This is a genomic window from Pseudomonas sp. R3-56 (assembly GCF_051132075.1).
Classification (GTDB): domain Bacteria; phylum Pseudomonadota; class Gammaproteobacteria; order Pseudomonadales; family Pseudomonadaceae; genus Aquipseudomonas.
In genome coordinates this window covers 6,100,696-6,123,332 of sequence record NZ_CP071657.1, presented here as the reverse complement: position 1 = coordinate 6,123,332, position 22,637 = coordinate 6,100,696, and the positions used below count along the sequence as shown (strand labels likewise).

Annotated in this window: 18 protein-coding genes; 10 read left to right on the top strand and 8 right to left on the bottom strand. The window is 62.2% G+C overall.

Annotated features, from left to right (window positions below; genetic code table 11):
• Positions 1-16 precede the first annotated feature (16 nt).
• A complete protein-coding gene (locus J3P96_RS27665; protein ID WP_434654488.1) occupies positions 17-2,230 on the bottom strand; it encodes an LTA synthase family protein in 2,214 nt (737 codons plus the stop codon).
• Between the two features lie 323 nt (positions 2,231-2,553).
• Here J3P96_RS27665 and J3P96_RS27660 point away from each other — a divergent pair, with 323 nt between their 5' ends.
• The 4 genes from J3P96_RS27660 (at position 2,554) to J3P96_RS27645 (ending at position 7,642) form a co-directional block, all read left to right on the top strand.
• Entirely contained in the window at positions 2,554-3,456 is a 903-nt protein-coding gene (locus J3P96_RS27660) for a LysR family transcriptional regulator (protein WP_434654486.1), read from the top strand.
• 124 nt (positions 3,457-3,580) lie between these two features.
• Positions 3,581-4,207, top strand: coding sequence for a glutathione S-transferase family protein (locus tag J3P96_RS27655; protein ID WP_434654484.1), 627 nt, complete (start codon positions 3,581-3,583; stop codon positions 4,205-4,207).
• Between the two features lie 104 nt (positions 4,208-4,311).
• On the top strand, positions 4,312-5,505 hold the full coding sequence (locus J3P96_RS27650; protein WP_434654482.1) for a DUF3142 domain-containing protein: 1,194 nt from the start codon (positions 4,312-4,314) through the stop codon (positions 5,503-5,505).
• Positions 5,492-7,642, top strand: coding sequence for a hypothetical protein (locus J3P96_RS27645; RefSeq protein ID WP_434654479.1), 2,151 nt, complete (start codon positions 5,492-5,494; stop codon positions 7,640-7,642). The genes J3P96_RS27650 and J3P96_RS27645 overlap by 14 nt, the downstream gene beginning before the upstream one ends.
• 65 nt (positions 7,643-7,707) lie before the next feature.
• On the opposite strand, the gene lpdA is transcribed toward J3P96_RS27645, so the two are convergent.
• The gene (lpdA, locus tag J3P96_RS27640) at positions 7,708-9,108 is read right to left on the bottom strand and encodes a dihydrolipoyl dehydrogenase (RefSeq protein WP_434654477.1); all 1,401 of its coding nucleotides are present in this window, start codon (positions 9,106-9,108) and stop codon (positions 7,708-7,710) included.
• Positions 9,109-9,330: 222 nt separating this feature from the next.
• On the opposite strand from lpdA, the gene hflK (J3P96_RS27635) reads away from it, so the two are divergent.
• The 5 genes from hflK (J3P96_RS27635) to cfaB all read left to right on the top strand — a co-directional run bounded on the left by hflK (J3P96_RS27635) (position 9,331) and on the right by cfaB (position 16,660).
• Positions 9,331-11,289, top strand: a complete 1,959-nt coding sequence (gene hflK / locus J3P96_RS27635) for a protease modulator HflK (protein ID WP_434654474.1) — start codon at positions 9,331-9,333, stop codon at positions 11,287-11,289.
• The gene (gene hflC, locus J3P96_RS27630) at positions 11,286-12,323 is read left to right on the top strand and encodes a protease modulator HflC (RefSeq protein ID WP_434654472.1); all 1,038 of its coding nucleotides are present in this window, start codon (positions 11,286-11,288) and stop codon (positions 12,321-12,323) included. The genes hflK (J3P96_RS27635) and hflC overlap by 4 nt, the downstream gene beginning before the upstream one ends.
• Positions 12,320-13,372 carry a protease modulator HflK gene (gene hflK / locus J3P96_RS27625; protein WP_434654469.1) on the top strand — a complete coding sequence of 351 codons (1,053 nt, stop codon included), beginning with the start codon at positions 12,320-12,322 and terminating at the stop codon, positions 13,370-13,372. The genes hflC and hflK (J3P96_RS27625) overlap by 4 nt, the downstream gene beginning before the upstream one ends.
• Positions 13,369-15,279, top strand: a complete 1,911-nt coding sequence (locus J3P96_RS27620; RefSeq protein WP_434654466.1) for a heavy metal translocating P-type ATPase — start codon at positions 13,369-13,371, stop codon at positions 15,277-15,279. Before hflK (J3P96_RS27625) ends, J3P96_RS27620 begins: the two co-directional genes overlap by 4 nt.
• Positions 15,280-15,472: 193 nt before the next feature.
• A complete protein-coding gene (cfaB, locus tag J3P96_RS27615; protein WP_434654464.1) occupies positions 15,473-16,660 on the top strand; it encodes a C17 cyclopropane fatty acid synthase CfaB in 1,188 nt (395 codons plus the stop codon).
• Here the strand turns inward: cfaB and cls are convergent.
• Positions 16,657-18,096, bottom strand: a complete 1,440-nt coding sequence (gene cls, locus J3P96_RS27610; RefSeq protein WP_434654462.1) for a cardiolipin synthase — start codon at positions 18,094-18,096, stop codon at positions 16,657-16,659. The two genes, cfaB and cls, sit on opposite strands and share 4 nt — an antisense overlap.
• A gap of 141 nt (positions 18,097-18,237) precedes the next feature.
• Between cls and J3P96_RS27605 the strand changes: the two genes are divergently transcribed.
• Entirely contained in the window at positions 18,238-18,759 is a 522-nt protein-coding gene (locus J3P96_RS27605; RefSeq protein WP_434570647.1) for a DUF3617 domain-containing protein, read from the top strand.
• Between the two features lie 14 nt (positions 18,760-18,773).
• Here the strand turns inward: J3P96_RS27605 and J3P96_RS27600 are convergent, their stop codons facing one another.
• The 5 genes from J3P96_RS27600 to J3P96_RS27580 all read right to left on the bottom strand — a co-directional run bounded on the left by J3P96_RS27600 (position 18,774) and on the right by J3P96_RS27580 (position 22,588).
• Entirely contained in the window at positions 18,774-19,649 is an 876-nt protein-coding gene (locus tag J3P96_RS27600) for a metal ABC transporter substrate-binding protein (RefSeq protein WP_434654459.1), read from the bottom strand.
• 11 nt (positions 19,650-19,660) lie between these two features.
• Positions 19,661-20,527, bottom strand: a complete 867-nt coding sequence (locus J3P96_RS27595; protein ID WP_434654456.1) for a metal ABC transporter permease — start codon at positions 20,525-20,527, stop codon at positions 19,661-19,663.
• Positions 20,527-21,195, bottom strand: coding sequence for a metal ABC transporter ATP-binding protein (locus tag J3P96_RS27590; RefSeq protein ID WP_434654454.1), 669 nt, complete (start codon positions 21,193-21,195; stop codon positions 20,527-20,529). The genes J3P96_RS27595 and J3P96_RS27590 overlap by 1 nt, the downstream gene beginning before the upstream one ends.
• Positions 21,192-22,088, bottom strand: a complete 897-nt coding sequence (gene folE2, locus J3P96_RS27585; RefSeq protein WP_434654451.1) for a GTP cyclohydrolase FolE2 — start codon at positions 22,086-22,088, stop codon at positions 21,192-21,194. Before folE2 ends, J3P96_RS27590 begins: the two co-directional genes overlap by 4 nt.
• Before the next feature lie 107 nt (positions 22,089-22,195).
• Entirely contained in the window at positions 22,196-22,588 is a 393-nt protein-coding gene (locus J3P96_RS27580; protein WP_434654449.1) for a glutamine synthetase, read from the bottom strand.
• Positions 22,589-22,637 lie beyond the last annotated feature (49 nt).

Below are 22,637 nucleotides of genomic sequence, written 5' to 3'. Positions count from 1 at the left end.
GGTTGCCCGTTGCTGTTCAGCTGGACTGTGCCTCGCTGTCGTCCTGCATATCGTCCAGGTACTCCGGCTGGTCGGTCTGCTCCAGCAGTTCGGTGACGACGCTGAAGTCGCTGATTTCGATCGCGCCTGTGCCATGGCCGAGCAAGTGAAAGGAAAACGCCTTGCGCGGTTGCGGGTTGTCGAAATGGATGTCCATCACCAGCGGTTGATCGGCGGTTACCGTCACGTCGGTGGGCAAGTCCATCGTCACGTCCTGCTCGAACTCCTTGGCTTTGAGGGAAATGTAGGCGGCGTGATCGTTTTCCACGGCGCGAATCGTCAGGCTGACGCGGGTGCGGGTGCCCTTGGGCATTTCCAGGTATTGGGCGCCGATCAGGTTGTCGGTCCAGTCGTTGGAAACCTGGGCAGGAAGGGTGATTTTCTCGGCGCTGCCGAACTGATAATGCTGGTTCACCGATGAACCCAGCAGTGTCTGGTCCAGGGCGGTAGCCCGGGCGCTGATCAGCCTCGCGCGCTGGCCGCTGTATTGACCCAGGTACGTGGCGCGGTCGGCGATGAAGCCTTCGCTGGCGTAATACCGGCAGCGCTGCTGGAAATCGCATTCGGTAAAGGTGCCCTTGCCATCGTGGTAGCGCAGCTTGCCGTTGGTGAACGACATGATTTCCCGGCCCGCCGCGTAGTCCCTGAACAGCGAGCGGCCGAATAACGAGGTGGGCACCGCGTATCCGAAGTAATCGAGGATCGACGCGCTCAGGTCGACGTGGCCATGGACGCCTTGCTTGATTCGCGGCAACGGCTCCGGCGCCAGCGTCAGGTTGAAGCCCCAGGACGATGCCAGGCGCACATCGTCGATGCCATGGGATTCGTCCGAGGTGATGACCACCAGGGTATTTTCCAGGATGCCCTGGTGTTCCAGACTCGTCAGGAAGCTGTCCAGCGCGTCGTCCAGATAACCGACGGCGGCCTGTTTGGCGGTGTCGTAGCGCTCCAGGTAGTCATCTGGCGCGGAGTACGGCTGATGCGTGCCCACGGTCAGCAGGGTGAGCATCCAGGGTTTGTCTGCCTGTTGCAGTTGTCCGACGTAGTCCAGCGCGCCTTCGAAAAAGGTCTTGTCGTCCTTGCCCCAGGGAAACTCGAGGTAGGCCGGTCGGGTGAACCACTCCATGCCCAGGGTCGTGTCGAAGCCGATATGCGGCATGATCCGGTCCTTGGCCATGAACCGCAGGCCGGCACCCTGCAGGAAATGAGTCGAGAAGCCGTGCTTACGCAACTGGGCCGGCAGGCAGGCCTGGTTGCGCTGGCGCTGGTTGAGCATTTCGACGCCCTTGGGCGTGCCATCGTCGAGCTTGTCGTAGTCACCGCAGAGCATTGCGTACAGGCCACGGATAGTCTGGTGGCTGTGCAACACGTAGTCGGGCGTGTTCATGCCGCGCTCGGCCCAGGTGCTGAGGCGCGGCATCAGGTTTTCCTGATAACTGCTTTTCAGCGCTTGGCGGTTGGTTTCCAGATAGGCACCGGGAATGCCCTCCAGGGCGATAATCAGCACATTGCGCGCGCTACCCGGCTCGGTGAGCAGTTTCTGCCCATCCAGATCGAGCCGGGTAAGCCCTTGCATCGGTGGCGCCTGGTCCGGCGTATCACCTGCGAGCCATTGTTCGAAGTGCTCCTGGCCGGCGGCGACGCCAGCCGTCATCAGCTGATGAGGCAGGTTGAACAGATTCCACTGGTCTGCCTCGCTGGGCCGCCAGGTTTGCGCGGTGCCGTGGGCCAGGAAAAAGACCATGGGGATCGCCCAGGCATGGCGGAGCAAGGGCGGTGCCTGGCGGCTCCGATTGGCCCATCGGCTGGCCAGCCAGAGTGTCAGGGCCGCCAGCATGATCGCGGCGAGCCAGGGATGCGCAAAGCCTCCGCTGGTGGAGTTCTCGACGAATTGCGGATCGACCAGGTATTGGATGTCCGCCGGGGTGGGCATCCTTCCGACGGCATTGACCAATTCGATGCTGACCAGGGTCAGCGCACACCAGGCCAGCAAAACCGGCAATGCCAGCCACCAGGGGCGTCGATGCAAGAGCACGATCAACAAGCTGCCGATGGCCATGTCCGACAGATAGCCCAGCGGGTCGGACCAGCCGAGCAGTAGGCGCAGGCCCATGGGGACCAGGAGCACGTATCCGGCCAGGGCGCAGATGGCAGCGTGGGGGTGGGTGAGAGCTCGGTAAAGAAAATTCACGGAAACGGGCCTTTCGGTTAAATCAATCCATCTAACATCGCGCAACCTTGGTGGGAGTGAGCCTGCTCGCGAAAATCAGCTGTCAGCGATGCAAATGGTGGCTGACAGATAGCTTTCGCGAGCAGGCTCGCTCCCACAGGGTTTTCCTTTTGGTCATGAATCTGTCATGACAATGTGCTCGATGGTACCAAGCGTAGCGGTCCTCGGCGGCTCGATGTCCTGCGCCGGGCTGCGGTTCGCCCGCCTGACCCTCTACAATGGCGGTACGGCGCGGCTTTGAGGCGTAGGCAGAACTTGTATCAGGATTTCTCATCGGGGGACGGATGGACAGGTTTCAGGAAATGCAGGTGTTTGTCGCCGTCGCCCAGGACTGCGGATTTTCAGCGGCTGCCCGGCGCCTGGGCTTGTCGGCGGCGAGCGTGACACGCGCCGTGGCGGCGCTGGAACAGCGTATCGGTACGCCGCTGCTGGTTCGTACCACCCGCAACGTTTACCTGAGCGAAGCGGGCCAGCGCTTTCTTGAGGACTGTCGGCGGATCCTCGGCGATTTGCAGGAAGCCGAGGATTCGGCGGCCGGCAGCCACGCCCAGCCCCGCGGACAACTGACGATTACCGCGCCCGTGCTGTTCGGCCAGTTGTTCGTCATGCCGGTGCTGGTGGATTACCTGGGGCGATTTTCCGAAGTTTGCGTCAACGCCTTGCTGCTGGATCGCACCGTCAGCATGGTCGAGGAGGGCATTGATGTCGCGGTGCGCATCGGCGAGTTGCCCGACAGCAGCCTGCATGCCGTGCGTGTCGGCGAGGTGCGGCGGGTGGTGTGCGGTTCTCCGGAATTCTTCGACCAGCATGGCCGACCCGGGCATCCGCAGGATCTGGAGCGGATGCCCGTGGTGTCGTCATCAGCCATCGGCCAGGTCAGGAACTGGACGTTCATCGAGGCCGGTCAGCCGCTGTCGGTCCGGCCCACGCCCCGGCTCGTGGTCACGGCCAACCAGGCTGCCATCGGCGCGGCGTGCCAGGGGTTGGGGATGACCCGGGTCCTGTCCTATCAGGTTGCGAACAATATCGCGGCCGGCGAGCTGGAAATCGTCCTGGCCGATTTTGAGCTGCCGCCATTGCCAATCCACGTGGTGTATCAGGGCGGGCGCAATGCGCCGGCGCGGGTTCGCAGTTTTGTCGACTTCATGGTGAGTGCAATACGAGAACATCCAGCCTTGAAGAACTGACGCATTGTTTCGCCTGCAGAAATAATGGATTGCGTTTGCAGGTGATTCCATAGCTCCGTGCTTGAGCAGAAGATGACTCCATCGACGCCGCAAACCGATGGCGTCATTCTCGGCGGAGTCGACCATGAACCCTATCAAGCTCTATCACTTCCCATTGTCCGGCCATGCGCACCGTGTCCAGCTGATGCTTTCCTTGCTTGAGTTGCCGGTCGAGGTCAATTTTGTCGACCTGGCCAAGGGCGCGCACAAACAAGCGGATTTCCTCGCAATCAACCCGTTCGGCCAAGTACCGGTGATCGATGATAACGGTGTGGTACTGGCCGACTCCAACGCCATTCTGGTGTACCTGGCAAACAAGTACGGCGACGGCCGCTGGCTGCCAACGGACCCGGTCGGCACCGCTCGCGTCCAGCGCTGGTTGTCGGTAGCGGCCGGGCCATTGCATGCCGGACCGGCCACCGCGCGCCTGATCACCGTGTTCGGTGCTTCTCATAACGCCGAGGATGTGATCGCGCGCTCCCACAACCTGCTCAAAGTCATCGACCAGGAACTGAGCAACAGTGCCTATCTGGTCGGTGACATTCCGACCATCGCCGACATCGCAGGCTACAGCTATATCGCCCATGCGCCAGAAGGCAACGTTTCGCTGCAGGACTATGCCCATGTGCGCGCGTGGCTGGCGCGGATCGAAGCCTTGCCTGGGTTCGTGGGGATGCCGCGTACCGTTGTCGGCTTGCAAAAAGAGGCCTGAGCAACAGGCACAAAGTGGCGAGTGTGCAACCGCCCTCGCCACTTGTTTCTGTGGAGCCTCGGAAACGTTAATCTGCCAGCCTTTTCCCGGTGTGGCTTCGCTTCATGACTTTTATCCATAGGCTGACGCTGACCTTCGCCGCGTTGTTATTGAGCGGCTGCGACCAGCCCTCTCTGCCTGCCCTTGATCAGCAACTTTATATCTGGCAACGCCAGTGGACGCCGGCCCATGAACTGGCGCTGAGCCAGAGCCATGCCGACTTTTCCAGCCTGCGGGTGCTGGCGCTGCAAGCCTTCCCGGGCGCCGGCTGGAGCCACGCGCGGATCGATCCGGCATTGCTCAAGGCTGACGGTCGGCCGTTGATCGCGGTGATCCGCCTGGATGGTCAGCTCAAATCCCTCGATCAGGACGAAATAATCTCGCGGATCCAGCAGTTGCTGGCCGACTGGCAAACCCTGGGCCTGGCACCGATGGGCGTCGAAATCGACCACGATGCCGGTAACGCAAGGCTGCCAGCCTATCGGAACTTCCTTGTCCGCTTGCGGCAGGCCTTGCCGGCCGCCTTGCAGCTCAGCATCACCGCGCTGCCGGCCTGGCTCGACAGCCCCGAGTTGCCCGGTCTGTTAAAAGTTGTGGACAGCAGCGTCCTGCAGGTACACGCGGTCAGCGATCCGCGTCAGGGGCTTTTCGATCCCCGCCAGGCTCAACGTTGGGCCCAGCGCTGGGGCGACCTCACCACACGCCCGTTCTACCTGGCCTTGCCGGCCTATGGCGTGGCGCTGCTGACCGAAGAAAACGGCGCGCCGGTGGTGGAAAGCGAAGTGCCCATCGACCGCGGCGGCGAGCGCCGGGAGTTGCTCGCCGATCCACAACAAGTGGCCGGGCTTGTCGCGCAACTGCGCGCCGAGCCGCCAGAGCATCTGGCCGGATTGATCTGGTTTCGCCTGCCGCTGGCGGGGAACCGGCGTGCCTGGAGCCTGGCCACTCTTGGCGCGGTGGCGCGTGGTGATCGCCTGGACAGTCATTTGACTCTGCGCCTGCAAGAGCAGGGCGGACTCTATGACATCCGGCTGGTGAACCAGGGCAATCTCGACAGCCCCTGGCCGCAGCGGCTGACACTCGCCGTGGGCGGGTGTGATGGCGTCGATGCCTTGGCCGGTTATACGTTGCAACAAACTCCCGGACTGCTTACCTTCACCCGCATCCAGGAAGGCCGCTTGGCTGCCGGTGCCCAACGGGCAATCGGCTGGGCTCGCTGTACAAAAATCGACCAAGGAGGAATGAATGTCTACCCGTAAGTGGCCTCGTCGCCTGCTGTGCCTGAGCCTCGGTTTACCGCTGTGCCAGGCATTGGCCTGCGGGCCGGATTTTCCGATGCGCCTGCTGGATAACCGGGCCCAATCGCTGGCAGAGCTGCCCGAGGGCAGCTTTCGCTTCGAGGTCAGTCGTCTCGGTCAGGCCATCGCCGGATTGAAGCCGGCTACGGAGGCGACACGCAACCCTGACTACAGCTACGACGATGTGTCTTCCTACGTGGACCAACGCAACAAGGCCGAACAGCTTGGCCTGACCCCACCGCAGCAAGCCGTTGTGGAGCGCTTGCGGGCAATCAGCGATATCGAGCAGGTCGCCGCCGAAGCGGCCAACCTGCCCGCCGAGCTGCGGCTCTACGCAATCGGCGCGGCAGCGTTCAACGCTGGCGATCATCCGCGCGCAGCCGAATCGTTCCAGCAACTGCTGGCGCTGCCGGCCGACGAGCGTCGGTTGCGCAGTACCTGGGCGGCGTACTCCCTGGGGCGGGCGCTGTTCGCCATGAGCACCGAGGCTGGCCGTGGCGAACCGGCTGCCTTGCGGGATCAGGCACGGCAGGCGTTCCGCCAGGCTCGGGAATTGACTATCGCCGGCTTCAGCGACCCCTTGGAGCTGGGCGTCGCCAGTCTGGGCGAAGAAGCCAGGGTGGCCTACACCGCCGATGACTGGGACAGCGCCATCGGACTGTATGCGACCCAGAATCTCCAAGGCTCCCCGGTTGGCTACAGTTCGCTGCTGCAGTTGGCGGGCGGCCTCAGCGTCGAGTCGGAGGAGCGCCTGGGCGAATTGCTCAAGGCCAAGGCCGTGCAGCGCCTGGTGACTGCTTATCTGCTCAGCCGCGTCGGCTGGTGGGACGGCGAAGAGCCCTCCGGCGAGAAAACCCTCCTCAAGCTGTTGCAAGCCCGCGCCCAGGGCAACCTCGATGATGCCGACCGCTTGGCGGCAGTGAGTTATCAACATGCTGACTACGACAGCGCGAAAGCATTTGCACAAAAGGCCGGCGACAGCGGACTGGCGTGGTGGGTAAGGGCCAAGCTCGCGCTGCGCGAAGGCGACAAATCCGCTGCGGCCGCCGCCTATGCCAAAGCCGCCCAGGCGTTTCCGAAGGACGAATCCTGGGGCGACCGCCGTACGCCGGATTGGGATTACGAGACGGTACAACCCAAGTGCCGGATCGAAGGCGAAAGTGCGATCCTGGCCTTGCAGAGAGGCGACTACCTGCAGGCTTTCGACCAGCTATATCGCGGCCAGAACAACTATTGGTACGACGCCGCAACGGTCGCCGAGCGTGTGCTGACCGTCGAGGAGCTCAAGCAGTACGTCGACGCCCAGGTCCCGGCACCGCCGCCGTTGAGCCAGGAAGATCGAGACAATTACGTACAGTTGTCGGTGGCGGCGAACCTGCGCAACCTGCTGGGGCGTCGTTTGCTGCGCGAAGGACGCTACGACGAGGCGCCGGCTTATTTCGACAACCCCGAGCTGCAGGACAAGGCCCGCACCTATGGGCAGTTGCGCCAGGATGCGGAGTCCAAATGGTGGCCGACCAGCCGGGCCGAGGCGTATTTCAAGGCGTCGGTGATCGCGCGCAGATCAGGAATGCAGTTGCTGGGCTACGAAATGGCGCCGGATTACGCCAGCCTGGACGGCAACTACAGTTTTGAGCCGGTGGAGCTGAAGGTCGGACCGCTGGTGGCCGACGGCGAGGTCCAGCGCCAGCAGGCCAGTGCCGCCCAACCGGACATGCGTTATCACTACCGTTTTGTCGCCACGGCGCTGGCCAGCCAGGCCGCCGATCATCTGCCGCACACCAGCCAGGCGTTTGCGGCGGTGCTGTGCAGGGCGGTGGGGTACAACTCAAGCCTCGAAGAACAAAGCGCGCTGTATCAGCGTTATGTGAAGGACGGCCCCTACGTGGAATGGGCCTGGGACTTCGGCCGTCAGTGCGAGGAACCGGCATTCGACCAGGCGGACAAGCGCTACGTCACTCAGGCCCTGACGCCGATTCGCTCGGCGCTGCGGCCGTTCAAGACATGGTTGGAAGTGGGTGGCGCGGTGCTGGTGGTGGCCGTGGTGCTGGCGCTGATCAGTCGGCGCAAGCGCAAGGCTCGCATGGCAGCGAGCTGACAACGGATCTGAATGTGGCGAGGGAGCTTGATCCCTCGCCACAGGTGTTCCATTCAGCCGGGTGACTACATCTGCGTCGCCATCCCCTCCACGTTCATCGCTGCTTGGCGCAACGCCTCCGAGCGAGTGGGGTGAGGGTGGCAGATCAGAGCGATGTCCTCGGCCGAGGCACCGAATTCCATCGCTACGCAGTACTCTCCGATCATCTCGCTGACGCTCGGGCCTACCAGGTGCACGCCGAGAATTTCGTCGGTGCGCTCGTCGGCCAATACCTTGGCGAACCCCTCGGTTTCATGATTGATCTTCGCCCGGCTGTTGGCGGTGAACGGAAATTTCCCGACCTTGTAGGCGCGGCCTTCGGCCTTGAGCTGCTCTTCGGTCCTGCCGACGCTGGCCAGTTCAGGACGGGTATAGATGACGTTGGGGATCAATTCGTAATTGACTTCGCCGGCCTTGCCAACAATCTGTTCGATGCAGGCCATGGCCTCGTCTTCGGCCTTGTGCGCAAGCATCGGCCCGGACGTCACGTCGCCGATCACCCAGAAGCCGGGCGCTTCGGTGCGGTGGCGCTGGTTGGCGAGCATGCCGCGTTGGTCGGTCGCCAATCCTGCATTTTCCAGCCCCAGGCCTTGGGTATAAGGCCGACGGCCGATGGCAACCAGTACGTAGTCGGCGTCCAGGGTTTGCGCCTCGCCTCCGGCCGCGGGTTCAATTTGCAGTTGCACGCCGCTCGCCGAGGAAACGGCGCGGGTCACCTTGGCGCTCAGCTTGAACTGGATGCCCTGCTTGGCCAGGGCCCGCTGCAGGGTCTTGCCGGCTTCGCCGTCGACGCCTGGACAAATGCGATCGAGGTATTCCACGACGGTGACTTCGGCACCCAGGCGCCGCCAGACTGAACCGAGTTCAAGGCCGATGACGCCAGCGCCGATCACCACCAGGTGCCGAGGCACTTCGCTCAGGGACAACGCACCGGTGGAATCGAGAATGCGCCGGTTATCGATGTCGACCCCCGCCAGTGGCGTCGGCTCGGAGCCGGTGGCGATGACGATGTCCTTGGCACTCAGTTCGGTCTTGCCACCGTCCTCACCGGTGACGGTGACTTTGCCGGGGCCGTCGATATGGCCCCAGCCCTTGATCCAGTCAACCTTGTTTTTGCGAAACAGAAACTCGATGCCCTTGGTCAGGCCCGCGACGCTTTCATCCTTTTGTTTCATCATTTGCGCGAGATCGAGGGTAGGGGTGACGTTGATGCCCAGCTGGGCGAACTCCGCGCCCTTGGCTACTGCGTACAGTTCGGAGGCGTGCAGCAACGCCTTGGAAGGCATGCAACCGACGTTCAGGCAAGTGCCGCCGAGGGTGGCACGGCCTTCCACGCAGGCCGCCTTCAACCCCAACTGTCCGGCCCGGATCGCTGCGTTATAACCGCCGGGGCCGCCGCCCAGAATGATCACGTCGTAATTGCTCATTACCGGTTTCCTCATGTCTGGCGAAAAATTATGACCGTAATATGAGGGTTTTCGCGGATAACGGTCAAGGCTTAAGTCAAGCGTTCGCCGCAGGGTTTGCCATGAAGAATTCAAAACGGAAATTTCACAGCGTTGGTTATAAGGTAACGACATGTAACGGAGCGATGCGGTGACGTAGGCCTCGCGTGTCCGGTTCTCGAATGCCACAAGCACTGGAGTGACATGCAAGTCGATCTGGAAATAGACGGGGCACACGTGGCCGACTGGCCGCGCTTCCAGCGCGCCGCATTCCAAGGGCTGCGCTTGAAGCGGACCGCGCTCGTACTGGGCGGCCTCGCGGGGCTGGGGCTGGTGTCGGCGTTTTTCATCGGGCTTTTTTCGCCACAATCGATATGGCCGGCGTTGCTGGTGAGCCAAGGCGCGGCTTTATCGGTGCTGGTGGCCGGATTGCAATCGGCCTGGTGGATCACGCAATGGCGCAGCAAGGCCCTGCTGCCGGTGGTGGATATCCTGCCGGTCGCAGACGAGCCTGTTGATAACTCGGGTTGGTACGAGCGCCTGCTTGAGCGAATCAGCGCGCGCTGGATCGGTCTGCTGCAGCAAATCGGCGGACCGCTTCTGTGGCTTGCCGGCTGGGCGCTGCTGTCGTTGCTGGTTCTGGAGCAAACCTGGGACTTGGCGTTGCCTGCCGCTTCGCTTGGCGTGGCGGCCAGCGTCGGCGCGGTGCTTTCGTTAGTGCTGGCGTTCGGGTTGCTGGTGTTCGAGCGCCAGCTGGCTCAACAGTCGCCGATCGAATGGCCCGAAGCGGCGCCGCTGGCGCAACTGACACGGGTGCCGATCATCGTGCTGGTACTGGCTGCCGTGTGTCTGCTCTTCGCCGGGGAGGCGTCCCTCTGGCCGGTACGCCTGGCGGTGTTGATCGGATTGTTGCCGGGTCTGGTGGCGGTGGAGTTGATGCTACGCGCGCTGCTGGCGTTATTCAGCCCGCGCCGGAACACCTTGGAACCGGCGCTTTTGGGACGCAGTGTGGTCGCCGATCTGCTGCGCTGGCCGCCGCGACCGCTGTTGGCCTTGCAGCATGAGTTGCACAATCGTTTTGGCATCGACCTGCGCCAGATCTGGGCGTTCAGCTACATGCGCCGGGCGTTTTTTCCGGTGCTGGCATTGGTAGCGCTGATGGGGTGGCTGCTGACCGGCGTGCATGAGGTGCCGCTGCAAGGGCGCGGCATCTATGAACGTTTCGGCAAGCCGGTACAGGTCTTTGGTCCGGGCCTCCACGCGGGTTTGCCATGGCCATGGGGCAGGGTATTGAGCGTCGAGAACGGTGTCGTCCACGAGTTGGCTACCAGCGGCGACGGCAAGACGGCCTCGGTCGCGGAACCGGCAGAGGGACCGGCTCCGGCTATCGCCAATCGGTTGTGGGATGCCAGCCACGTGAATGACAAATCCCAGGTTATCGCCAGCCGTCGCGCGGATCAGCAGAGCTTCCAGATCGTCAACATGGACGTACGCTTCGTCTATCGCATCGGCCTGACGGATGCAGCGGCGCTGGCGGCGACTTACCACAGTGCGGATGTGCCGACGCTGATTCGCAGCACGGCCAGCCGCGTCCTGGTGCATGAATTTGCCTCGCGCACGCTGGATGGCTTGCTGGGCGCGGACCGTGTCAGCCTGGCGGAGGAAATCGGTCGCGCTGTACAGGCCGATCTGCAATCGCTCGACAGTGGCGTAGAGATTCTTGCGACAGTGGTCGAGGCGATCCATCCGCCGGCCGGCGCAGCCAATGCCTACCACGGTGTGCAAGCGGCGCAGATCGGCGCCCAGGCGTTAATCGCCCGCGAGCGTGGCGCCGCTGCGCAGCAGGTCAACCAGGCGCAACTGCAAGCCAGCACCGCCAACGACCAGGCCCAAGCCACGGCGCGAGAAATCAACGCCACTGCCCAAGCCGCCGACCTGCGCTTTCGCGCCGAACGCCAAGCCTACGCGACGGCTGGTCATGCCTTCGTGCTGGAGCAATACCTCGGTCAACTGAGCCAGGGCCTCGGCAGCGCCAGCTTGCTGATCCTTGACCATCGCCTGGGCGGCAACGGCAACGCGCCGACCATTGACCTGCGCACTTTCACGCTGCCGGCGGATCCTGCATCGCCAAACCAACCTGTCCAGCCAGGAGCTGCCCATTGAGCCAGTCCTCTTCCCATGGTCATCACGACCATGCCGGTCACGATCACGGTCATGCCGGGCATCATCATGGACATCACCACCATCATGGCGATCCGCAGCACGCCGGCCCGTTTCCATGGCGGCGGATGTGCTGGGCCGCGCTGCTGGTGGCGTTTGCCGTTGCGGCCGCCAGCCTGGTACAGGTGCGTTCGGGGGAGGCCACTGTCATTACCCGTTTCGGCAACCCGGCGCGGGTACTTTTGCAACCCGGCCTGGGCTGGCGCTGGCCGGCACCTTTCGAGGCTGCGATCCCGGTAGACCTGAGGCTGCGCACCACCTCCAGCGGATTGCAGGACGTCGGTACGCGCGACGGTCTGCGGATCATCGTCCAGGCCTATGTGGCGTGGCAGGTCCAAGGTGACCCGGACCATGTGCAGCGCTTCATGCGCGCCGTGCAGAACCAGCCGGACGAAGCCGCGCGGCAGATTCGCACCTTCGTCGGCTCGGCGCTGGAAACAACGGCCGCCAGTTTTGATTTGGCAAACCTAGTCAATACCGACGCCAGTCAGGTGCATATCGCCGATTTCGAAGCCCAGTTGCGTCAGCAGATCGAGCAACAATTGCTCGCCACTTATGGCGTGCGGGTTTTGCAGGTGGGTATCGAACGCCTGACGCTGCCCTCGGTGACGCTCACCGCGACCGTGGATCGGATGCGGGCTGAGCGTGAAACCATCGCCACGGAGCGCACAGCCATCGGCAAACGCGAAGCGGCGCAGATTCGCTCGGCGGCCGAACGCGATGCGCGAATCATTCAGGCTGATGCCACGGTTAAAGCAGCCAGTATCGAAGCGCAGTCCCGCGTCGAAGCAGCTGAAATCTACGGTAAGGCCTATGCCGGTTCGCCGCAGCTTTATAATTTGCTGCGCTCGCTGGACACCTTGAACACCATTGTCGGCCCCGGCACCAAACTGATCTTGCGCACTGATGCGGCACCGTTTCGCGTTCTGGTGGATGGTCCACCCGCCCTGGAGCCTAAAGGTGGAACACAACCATGAGCTTGGTTCCACGTGGAACAAATGAGTTATCCAGCCCGTGGATTCAGGCCGGGCGTCTGGCGTTCCTCGCGCTCTATGCTGTGACTGTGCTGGCGGCGTTGGCCTGGGCATTTTCCAATGTGCGGCAAATTGATCCGCAGAGCCGGGCGGTGGTTTTGCACTTTGGTGCGTTGGACCGAATCCAGAAACCCGGTCTGTTATTGGCGTGGCCGCGTCCCGTGGAACAAGTGATTTTGCTGCCGGCGGCAGACCGGGTGCTGGAGCGCCGGGTGGAAAGTCTGCTGCGTTCAGATGCGGCCTTGCAGGCTGATCGCGTCGCCAGTTTCGCCACGCCGGTCAGCGACGAACTCGCGGGCTCCGGTTATCTGTTGACCGGCGATGCGGGCGTGGTGCAACTGGATGTGCGGCTCTTTTACAAGGTCATCGAGCCTTATGCGTTTGTCCTCCAAGGCGAACATGTATTGCCAGCGTTGGACCGGTTGGCGACGAGAAGTGCCGTGGCGCTTGCCGCGGCGCGAGACCTGGACACCATTCTGGTGGCCCGCCCCGAACTGATGGGTAGCGATACCCAGGCCGCGGAGCGCCGTGAACGCTTGCGTGGCGACCTGGTGCAGGGCATCAATCGGCGCCTGGCTGACCTGACCGCGACAGGGCAGGGCTTGGGGATCGAAGTGGTGCGGGTCGACGTGCAATCGAGCCTGCCGGGGCCGGCGGTGAGCGCATTCAATGCGGTGCTGACGGCCAGCCAGCAGGCCGACAAAGCGGTCGCCAACGCCCGAACCGAGGCGGAGAAACAGGCCCAGGCTGCCCGCGAGGAAGCCGACCGTGCGTTACAAGTCGCCCATGCCCAGGCCAGCGAACGACTTGCCAAGGCGTCGACCGACACAGCCTCGGTGTCGGGCCTGGCGAAAACCCAGGACAGCGATCCGCAGATGCTGCTGCGTCTGTACCGCGAACGCATGCCCGGGATTCTTGGTCGGGCTGGTTCCGTCACCACGGTCGACCCGAAAGACGATTCTCGTCTGATCATCCAGGGAGGCGGGCAATGACCGCGCAGAGTATCAACATGCCGATGCTGTCCACTGCCGAGCAACGCGCGGCCGCTCGGCAACTGACCCTGGCGATGCTCGCCCTCGGCTTGCTTGCCCTGGGCCTGGCCTGGCGCGTCTGGTTGCCGGAGCAGGGTACCGTCAGCCAACTGCTGTTGGGGTTTGCCTCGCTGTTGGTGGCGGTGCCGGTGATGCGCTCGGCCTGGTACAGCCTGCGTTATCCAAGCCTGCATGGGATTACCGATCAGTTGATCGCCCTGGCGATGCTGGGGGCCTGGGCTACCGGCGACCTGCTGACGGCGGCGCTGTTGCCGATCATCATGATTTTCGGCCATGTGCTGGAAGAGCGCAGCGTCATCGGGTCCCAGGAAGCGATCGATGCCCTTGGCCAATTGACGCGCAGCCAGGGCCGCAAAGTGCAGGCCGATGGCTCGGTCATCGAAGTGGATAACGCTACGTTGCGACCCGGCGATGTAGTGGAGGTCCGTGCCGGCGACCGGGTGCCCGCAGATGGTCGGGTGTTGTCCGGCCAAGCGAGCCTCGACACCGCGCCCATTACGGGTGAGTCGGTGCCATTGGAGGCGGTGGCGGGTGTTGAAGTCTTTGGCGGCGCGATCAACCTTGACGGTCTGTTGCGCCTGGAAGTGACCCGCACCGGCGATGAATCGACGCTGGGCAAAGTCATTGCGCTGATGCAGAACGCCGAGCGCTCGAAACCGCCAATCACTCGTTTGCTTGAACGCTACGCCGGAAGTTATCTGGTGCTGGTGTTGTTGCTGGCGGCGGTTACCTGGTTTGTCACCAATGACGCCCAGGCGATGTTGGCGGTACTGGTGGCGGCGTGTCCCTGTGCCTTGGTGCTGTCAGCCCCGGCGACAGCCATCGCCGGGATTGCGGTGGCGGCGCGCCACGGCATCCTGATTCGCAGCTCGGCTTTTCTCGAGGAGCTGGCGGACCTCACCTCGTTGGTCATCGACAAGACCGGGACCCTGACCTACGGCACCCTGCGCCTGCAATCGATCGAAAGTATCGCGGACGACCCTGCCGCATTGCTGCCATTGGCCGCGAGCCTCGGATCGGCCAGCAGTCATCCGGTCAGTCGTGCCTTGGCGGGGCTGGTGACAGCGCAAGATTATCTGCCGCTGACCGATATTCACGAACGCCAGGGCCTCGGTGTAGTTGCCATGACAGGACGGGGGGAGGCCGCCCTTGGCCGACCCGAATTGTTTGCCCGGTTGGGCATCGAGACACCGACGGTTCCCAGTCATGACGGCCCGATCGCCGGCCTGGCACTGGACGGGCAGTTCCGCGCCTGGCTGCTGCTGGCCGACAGCGTCAAGCCGGAAGCGCGGGTGGCCATGACCGAACTGCGGGCGCTGGGGTTGGGACGCCAGTTATTGCTCACGGGTGATCGCCAGAGTGTGGCCGCCGCCCTGGCGCACGATGTCGGTATCAGCGAGCTGCAGGCACAGGCGCTGCCGGAGGATAAGCTTGACCGGGTCATGGCCGAAATCGACCAGGGTTTCCGTCCGATGGTGGTGGGTGACGGGATCAACGATTCGCTTGCGCTGAAAGCCGGTGTGGTGGGCGTGGCGATGGGCGCGGGCGGTGCCGATATCGCCCTGGCGTCGGCGGATATCGTGCTGATCGGCAGTGATCTGCGACGTCTCGGAACTTGCGTGCGGTTGAGTCGCCAGTGCCGACGCACGTTGCAGGTCAACGTGATCATCGGCTTGGGCTGGACGCTGGCGATCGTCGCTTTCGCTGCGTTCGGCTGGCTCGGAGCCGCGGGGGCGATGATTGCCGCGTTGCTGCATAACCTGAGCACATTGCTGGTGCTGGGCAATGCGGGACGACTGCTGCGGTTTCACGAGCCCTTGGCGAAGATCCAGCCGGGTAGCCGCTGACGACCCCCGAGCGAACTGTCGCCCGCACCCGCAGTCTCTAGCGAGAGGGCCCACCAATCCAGGCAGTCACCGCTCGGCGGTAGATGGAAGACGATAGAAAAAGGCTATAAATTCGATAGCCTGCTATTTTTCCACGATGGTCTACCCTCATTTCAGACGTCTGAAACAATCTGAAACATGGGGAGGTTATTACATGCTGGCTCAACTTCCACCGGCCTTACAGAATTTGCACCTACCGCTTCGGTTGCGGCTCTGGGACGGCCATGAATTTACGCTGGGTGCCGATCCCAGCGTCACGATCGTGGTAAAGGACCCACAAATGGTCGCGCAATTCACCCACCCCAGCCTGGATGCCCTGGGAGCGGCGTTTGTCGAAGGCAAACTCGAACTGGAGGGCTCGATCAACGAAGTCATCCGGGTGTGTGACGAGCTGAGCCAGGCTCTGGTGGACGAAGACGAGAGCCATCTGCCGGTGCGTGCGGTGCACGACAAGGAAACCGACGCCAAGGCCATCTCCTATCATTACGATCTCTCCAACGCGTTTTATCAACTCTGGCTCGACAGCGACATGGTGTATTCCTGTGCGTATTTCGAGACCGGCAGTGAAACCCTCGAGCAAGCGCAACAAGCCAAATTCCGCCATCTGTGCCGCAAGCTACGCCTGCAACCCGGCGATTACCTGCTGGACGTCGGATGCGGCTGGGGTGGTCTTGCGCGCTTTGCCGCACGGGAATTCGGCGCCAAGGTCTTCGGCATTACCCTGAGCAAGGCGCAGCTTGCGTTGGCGCGGGAGCGGGTAAAGGCCGAAGGCCTTGAGGACCAGGTAGATCTGCAACTTCTGGACTACCGGGACCTGCCCCAGGATGGCCGATTCGACAAAGTGGTCAGCGTCGGCATGTTCGAACACGTCGGGCATGCCAACCTGGCGCAGTACTGCAAGACGCTGTACGGCGCGGTGCGTGAGGGTGGGTTGGTGATGAATCACGGGATTACCGCCAAGCACACCGACGGGCGTCCGGTAGGTCGCGGCGCGGGTGAGTTTATCGAAAAGTATGTATTCCCGAACGGTGAGTTGCCTCATCTGTCGATGATTTCCGCCGAGATCAGCGAAGCGGGGCTGGAAATTGTCGATGTGGAAAGCCTGCGCATGCATTACGCGCGCACTCTCGACCATTGGAGCGAGCGCCTTGAGGACAATCTCGAAGCCGCTTCCAGGGAAGTGCCGGAACAGGCGCTGCGGATCTGGCGTCTTTACCTGGCCGGCTGCGCCTATGCATTCGCCAAGGGCTGGATAAACCTGCATCAGATCCTCGCGGTGAAGGCCCACGCTGATGGTAGCCATGAGCTGCCCTGGACCCGCGACGACATCTACACGCCTTAAAGAATCGGCGAAATCAGCCGGGCGATCCGCATCCCGACCTTCTGCAGGCGGTGGGTTTCCCGGCTTTCCCGTTTGGCCACTTCGTGGGCCTGGGCGAAGTCCTTTTCGAGCATCTGCTCGACCTCGCTGGCAAAGGCCATGTCGACGGTCAGCAGCATGACTTCGAAATTCAGCCTGAACGAACGGTTGTCCAGGTTCGCGCTGCCGATGGCGCTGATTTCCCGGTCGATCAGCACCACTTTCTGGTGCAGGAAACCCGGCTCATAACGAAACACCCGCACGCCGGCGCGCACCGCTTCGAACGCATAGAGACTGGACGCAGCGTAGACGATCCGGTGATCCGGTCGCGACGGCAACAGGATGCGCACGTCCACGCCGCGCAGCACGGCCAGGCGCAAAGCCGCGAATACCGCTTCGTCGGGAATGAAATACGGCGTGGTTATCCAGATGCGTTCGCTTGCCGCGTGAATGGCTTCGACGAAGAACAGCGAGCAGGTTTCGTAGGCATCGGCCGGACCGCTGGCCAGCAGTTGGCAGAGCACTCCGTCGTCCGGATAAGCGTCTGGCAGGATCAGCGGCGGCAGGGAACGCGCCGCCCAGAACCAATCCTCGGCGAAGGACTCCTGCATGCTCGCTACCACTGGGCCGCGTACCTCTACATGAGTGTCGCGCCACGGTGCCAGGGGTGGTTTTTCCCCCAGGTATTCATCGCCCACGTTGTGCCCGCCGACGAACCCCAGCACGCCGTCCACGGCGACGATCTTGCGGTGGTTGCGAAAGTTGACCTGGAACCGGTTGAGCCAACCGCTGCGAGTGGCAAACGCTTTGACGTGAACGCCACCGTCGCGCAAGGCCTGGACATAACGATGGGGCAGGGAATGGCTACCGATACGGTCGTAAAGCAGATAGACCGCCACACCTTCAGCGGCTTTCTTCAGCAGCAACGCATGCAAGCGCTGACCGAGCCGGTCATCGTGGATGATGAAAAATTGCACCAGAACCGCTTCGCGAGCGCTCTCGATGGCCTGGAAAATCGCTTCGAACGTAGCTGGGCCATCAACCAGCAGACGCACCTGATTGTTTGCCAGACACGGCGTGCGTCCCAACTTCGGCATGGCTCGTAACGAGGCGTAGGCCTGGGAGGCGCGAGCGGCCAGCGCTTCTTCGACCCAGGGGCGCCAGTTGAGCTCGGAGATCGCCTTGCGCATTTCCTCGTTGGCTTGTCGACGTGCCTTGATGTAGCCGTCGAAGGTGCTGCGGCCGAAGACCAGGTAAGGAATCAAAGTCAGGTAGGGGATGAATACCAGCGACAGGGCCCAGGCAATCGAGCCCTGGGCGGTACGCACCGTCAGCACCGCATGGACGGCGGCGATGGAGCCGAGGGTATGGAGCAGCGCGATCAGGTAACCGAAAACATGCGGGCCAAAAAAATCCATGGGGCTGCCTTGCTCCTGAAACTTCAATGCTTAACAGACCATGTTCCACGGCGAATGTCGCTATTTAATTCACTCGGCGCGGGTCTGAACCGAAGCCTGAAGGCGGCGTCTAACGGCCACTTGTCCTCTGGAGTTTGTGCAATGAATGTTCGTCTGCTGGGTTTGGCCTTGGCCGTTGGCTTGTCGGTTCCTGTGGCGGCTCAGGCGCAGATGCTTCAACCAGGCTTGTGGGAATTGACGACCAGCAACATGAAAGTCGACAACCAGAACCTGCCGGACCTGCAATTGATCCTTGGTCAACTGCAGAACCAGATGACGCCTGAACAGCGGGCAATGCTCGAAAAGCAGGGCATCACCATGGGGGGCAAGGGGATTCGGGTGTGCCTGACGCCGGCACAGGTGCAGACCAATGACATCCCGCTGCAAGATCCGCAATCAGGCTGCAAGCAGCAGATCACCGAGCGTACCGGCAACCAGTGGAAATTCCGCTTCAGTTGCCCGAAAGCCCAGGGCAACGGTATCGCGACATTCCAGAGCGATCGTGAATTCACCACCAAGGTCAATGGCACGTTCAACGCCACGGGTATCCAGCAGAACGGCAGCCTGGATACCCGCGCCGTATGGCTGGGGCAGGATTGCGGGACGGTCAAGCCAAGGGCTTGATCAGCGGCCTGTTATCAGGGCCGCCCGAGTGCCTCGTAGAGTGTGTTGAGGTTGTATTCGAAGAGACCGGTAAAGGTGCTGGCCGGTCCGCTGGCGGCGAGGGCATCGGAGTACAGCGTGCCACCGATGTGCGCGCCGCTTTCGTCGGCGATCTGCTTGAGCAGGCGCGCGTCCTTGATGTTTTCCATGAACACGGCTTTGACTTTTGCCTGACGAATCTGGGTGATCAACGCAGCGACTTCCGCGGCTGACGGTTCACGCTCGGTAGACAACCCTTGCGGCGCCAAAAACTCGATACCATAAGCCTGGCCCAGGTAACCGAACGCATCGTGGGACGTGACGATCTTGCGATTGCCCGGTGGCAACGCAGCGAACTTCGCCTTGGCTTCGGCGAGTAGTGCATAAATCCTCTTCAGGTACGCCTGGCTGTTACGTTCGTAGTCGGCCTTGTTCGCCGGGTCGGCCGCCTCCAATGCCTTGGTGATGTTGCCGACATAAAGCACGGCGTTGGCGAGGTTATGCCAGGCGTGTGGGTCGGGAATGGTCTCGCCATCTTCTTCCAGCGAGCGTGGAATCACGCCACGGCTGGCACTGATGACCGGGGCACCGGTTTCGGTGCTGGTCACCAGGCGATCCAGCCACGGCTCGAAGCCCAACCCGTTCTTGATGATCAGTTTCGCCCCGAGCAATGCCTTGGCGTCGTCCGGCGTGGGTTCATAGGTATGTGCGTCAGCGTCCGGCCCCACCATGTTGGTGATCTGGACATGCTCGCCGCCGACTTGTCGGGTCATGTCGGCAAGGATGCTGAAGCTGGTCACCACCTTGAGTTTTTCAGCAGCAGGCAGGGACATGGACAGCATCAAGCTGAATATCAGGAGCAGGGCGCGCATCAGGTAACACCTCATTGGGATGTAAGCAGGGGCGGGCGGCGCAGCAAGCCGTGCACCGGACCGAATACCACGGACAACAGATATGACGCGCCCGCCACCAACACGATGGCCGGCCCGCTGGGCAGCGAAAAATAGAAGGACAACAGCAGGCCCAGCCACACCGAGAGACAACCGAGCAATGCAGCGACCAGCATCAACATCGGCAGGCGACGACTCCAGAATCGCGACGCGGCCGCCGGCAGCATCATCAGGCCGACCACCATCAACGCGCCGATGGCCTGGAAGCCGATGACCAGGTTCAGCACCACCAAGGTCAGGAATACGCCGTGGGCCAGTGGACCCAGACGGCTGACGGTTTGCAGAAACAGTGGGTCCAGGGTGTCAAGTAACAGCGGGCGGTAGATCAACGCCATCGCCACCAGACTGGCCGCCGAAACCCAGAGCATGCCGGTGAGTGTCGGGCCGTCCACGGCCAACGCCGAGCCGAATAACAGGTGCAGCAAGTCCAGGCGTTTACCGGCCATACCGAGGATCAACACCCCGGCGGCGAGGGAGATGGGGTAGATCGCCGCCAGGCTGGCATCTTCCCGCAGGCCGGTGCGGCGGGTGATCCACGCCGCCAGCCCGGCCATGCTCAAGCCGGCGCCCAGGCCACCCACCGTCAAGGCTGGCAGGCTCAGACCGGCGAACCAGAAACCCAGGGCCGCGCCCGGCAAGATGCCGTGAGCTACCGCATCGCCGATCAGACTCATGCGCCGCAAAATCAGAAACACGCCTAGCGGAGCCGTGCTGCATGCCAACACCAACCCGCCCAACAAGGCCCGGCGCATAAAGACAAATTCCTGGAAGGGCTGCCAGAAGTGGGTGGCGGTGAGCATCAAGCGACCTGTGTGTAAGGCGTCGGGGCGATCAATTCGGCGCTGCGACCCAATACGCAGCCGGACGGATTGATCAGCAAGGTATGGGGGATGTGTTGATGCACCGCGGCCAAATCGTGACAAACCACCACCAGGGTGCGCCCTTCGCGATGCCATCGGTGAATGTTGTCCCACAGCAGTGCCTGGCCTTTTTCATCAAGGGCTGCGTGGGGCTCGTCCAGCAACAGGAGTGGCGCTTCGGTCAGGCTCAGTCGCGCGAGAAGGGCCCGTTGCAACTCGCCACCCGATAACGCCATCAGCGGACGATGTTCCAGGCCGCTCAAGGCCCAGTCGTCGAGAACCGCCTTGAGTCGTTGGTTGCGTGCGGCAGGTTCCTGTCGATTACCCCAGGAACCTGCCGCCACCAATTCCTGCAGGCTGATGGGAAATTGCCGGTCCAGGTGCTGCTGTTGAGGCAGGAACGACACGCCGCCGCGCCGTTGAACGTTGAGCGAGACCTTCCCCGTCAGTGGCTTCTGTAACCCGGCGAGGACTTTCAGCAGGCTGCTTTTCCCTGATCCGTTGGCGCCAATGATTGCGGTCAGGCTGCCCTCCGGGCGCTCCATGTGCAGAGGTGGAGTGAGAGGGTGCCCGGGGATACCCCAACTCAATCCCTGGCAACGAATCATGAGTCCTCCCGTTGCCAATGGCTTTGGGCGACAGCATCGTGGGCGTGCAGGCTTTCCGCATGAACGACTCGTACGTCAAGGGAGGAAATCCAGGGCAGCGGCCTCAGCGCAATATTCAAGCGCCGCGCGGCATCTTCGCAGAACATAAGGTTCTGCCCATTGGCGAGCGCGAAGGCTTGCTCATCGACGCGTTTGACGGCGGTTTGAACAGCGGTGCCGAGCGCCGCCTCCGCCTCGTTGATCAGCGGTAACACCGGAAACTCATCGAGCTTGGCGTCCAAGCGCAGGTTCAGGATGGCGACGCTGCGCTGGCTATGAGGGGTGGCCACGATACCTTTCTGAGAACCTAGCCACGCGAGAACGTCAGCGTGCTCAAGGTTCGTATTCGCGAAATCGTCGAGGAATTTCTGCTGGATTAATTGCCGCGCCAGCGCTGCCGAACAAGGGCAAGTAGACGAATAAGGAATTCCGATTTGAAGTTCCACGTGGAACACTGAGTGTTTAAGGCTGGCTTCGATAACGATGGGATAACGCTTCCAGCCGGCTAGTGGGCTGATCAAAGCGGGGCGCTTGTACATCAGATCGGTGCGCAGGGTCAGTGATGCACTCCGGGACAGACCCTCATGACTATCCAGAAACTCTTGCAGGATCCGGCGTAACAGGTCCGGAGAAAGCGCGGTGTATTCAAGCTTTTCGAGTGCCATATACAAACGCGACATATGGATGCCACGCGCTTCGCCATCATCGAGACTGACGCCCGCATCGGCAGAGGCGCTCAAACGCTGGCCGTCCACCAGCACCGGCACGGCGATACCGCACATGCCCACCCAATCCAGCGGCATGGCTTGACGAGACGCCTGCGCCGCAATGTCCGGCAGAGTTAACGCGTTCATTTTCGAGGTCCATGAGAGGTTCGTTTTTAATGTTATATTATAACAACAAAAGCGACGAGACCTTTTTCATGAATAGAGTTTCATCTCAGATGGTTCCACGTGAAACGTCAGCGTGGAGACTCCTGACAACCGTTCATGCGTCCGCACATAAAACTGCCCCTGGTGCCGCCAGAACTGGAAAAACGGTTGATCGTCGTCCAGCCCACACGGCGGCTGTATCCAACCCAGGCTTCGCCATCGGAGGCCAGTCCAGTGAAGAAGGTCAGTTGGCCGTATCGGCTGTTTGCCTGGGCCCAGTAGCGGTGGCCAGCCACCTCATAGCCACGCAGATAAATTGTATTGCCAGCCGTAGCGACGCTGTAGGCATTGCCCTGTCCATCTACGCAGGCCAGCACGTTGGCGCTGCGGGTGCAGGTCCCCAACAAAGCGCCTTGCGCCGAAACGCCCGTCGCTATCAGCAGCAGTGGCGCTGCGACCAGGTATTTGAAGAGGTTGAGCATTTTGTAGGAGCCCAGAAGCAGAAAAGGGTTGGCTGTTATTGAGTGTAAT

Bases quoted from the DNA above. Each gene is read 5' to 3' on its own strand.
- J3P96_RS27600 (WP_434654459.1), bottom strand. From the start codon at position 19,649: ATGCGCGCCCTGCTCCTGATATTCAGCTTGATGCTGTCCATGTCCCTG.
- J3P96_RS27660 (WP_434654486.1), top strand. From the start codon at position 2,554: ATGGACAGGTTTCAGGAAATGCAGGTGTTTGTCGCCGTCGCCCAGGAC.
- cls (WP_434654462.1), bottom strand. From the start codon at position 18,096: ATGGATTTTTTTGGCCCGCATGTTTTCGGTTACCTGATCGCGCTGCTC.
- hflK (WP_434654469.1), top strand. From the start codon at position 12,320: ATGAGCTTGGTTCCACGTGGAACAAATGAGTTATCCAGCCCGTGGATT.
- J3P96_RS27650 (WP_434654482.1), top strand. From the start codon at position 4,312: ATGACTTTTATCCATAGGCTGACGCTGACCTTCGCCGCGTTGTTATTG.
- cfaB (WP_434654464.1), top strand. From the start codon at position 15,473: ATGCTGGCTCAACTTCCACCGGCCTTACAGAATTTGCACCTACCGCTT.
- J3P96_RS27620 (WP_434654466.1), top strand. From the start codon at position 13,369: ATGACCGCGCAGAGTATCAACATGCCGATGCTGTCCACTGCCGAGCAA.
- J3P96_RS27590 (WP_434654454.1), bottom strand. From the start codon at position 21,195: ATGATTCGTTGCCAGGGATTGAGTTGGGGTATCCCCGGGCACCCTCTC.
- J3P96_RS27595 (WP_434654456.1), bottom strand. From the start codon at position 20,527: ATGCTCACCGCCACCCACTTCTGGCAGCCCTTCCAGGAATTTGTCTTT.
- J3P96_RS27645 (WP_434654479.1), top strand. From the start codon at position 5,492: ATGTCTACCCGTAAGTGGCCTCGTCGCCTGCTGTGCCTGAGCCTCGGT.
- J3P96_RS27580 (WP_434654449.1), bottom strand. From the start codon at position 22,588: ATGCTCAACCTCTTCAAATACCTGGTCGCAGCGCCACTGCTGCTGATA.
- J3P96_RS27655 (WP_434654484.1), top strand. From the start codon at position 3,581: ATGAACCCTATCAAGCTCTATCACTTCCCATTGTCCGGCCATGCGCAC.
- lpdA (WP_434654477.1), bottom strand. From the start codon at position 9,108: ATGAGCAATTACGACGTGATCATTCTGGGCGGCGGCCCCGGCGGTTAT.
- folE2 (WP_434654451.1), bottom strand. From the start codon at position 22,088: ATGAACGCGTTAACTCTGCCGGACATTGCGGCGCAGGCGTCTCGTCAA.
- hflK (WP_434654474.1), top strand. From the start codon at position 9,331: ATGCAAGTCGATCTGGAAATAGACGGGGCACACGTGGCCGACTGGCCG.
- J3P96_RS27605 (WP_434570647.1), top strand. From the start codon at position 18,238: ATGAATGTTCGTCTGCTGGGTTTGGCCTTGGCCGTTGGCTTGTCGGTT.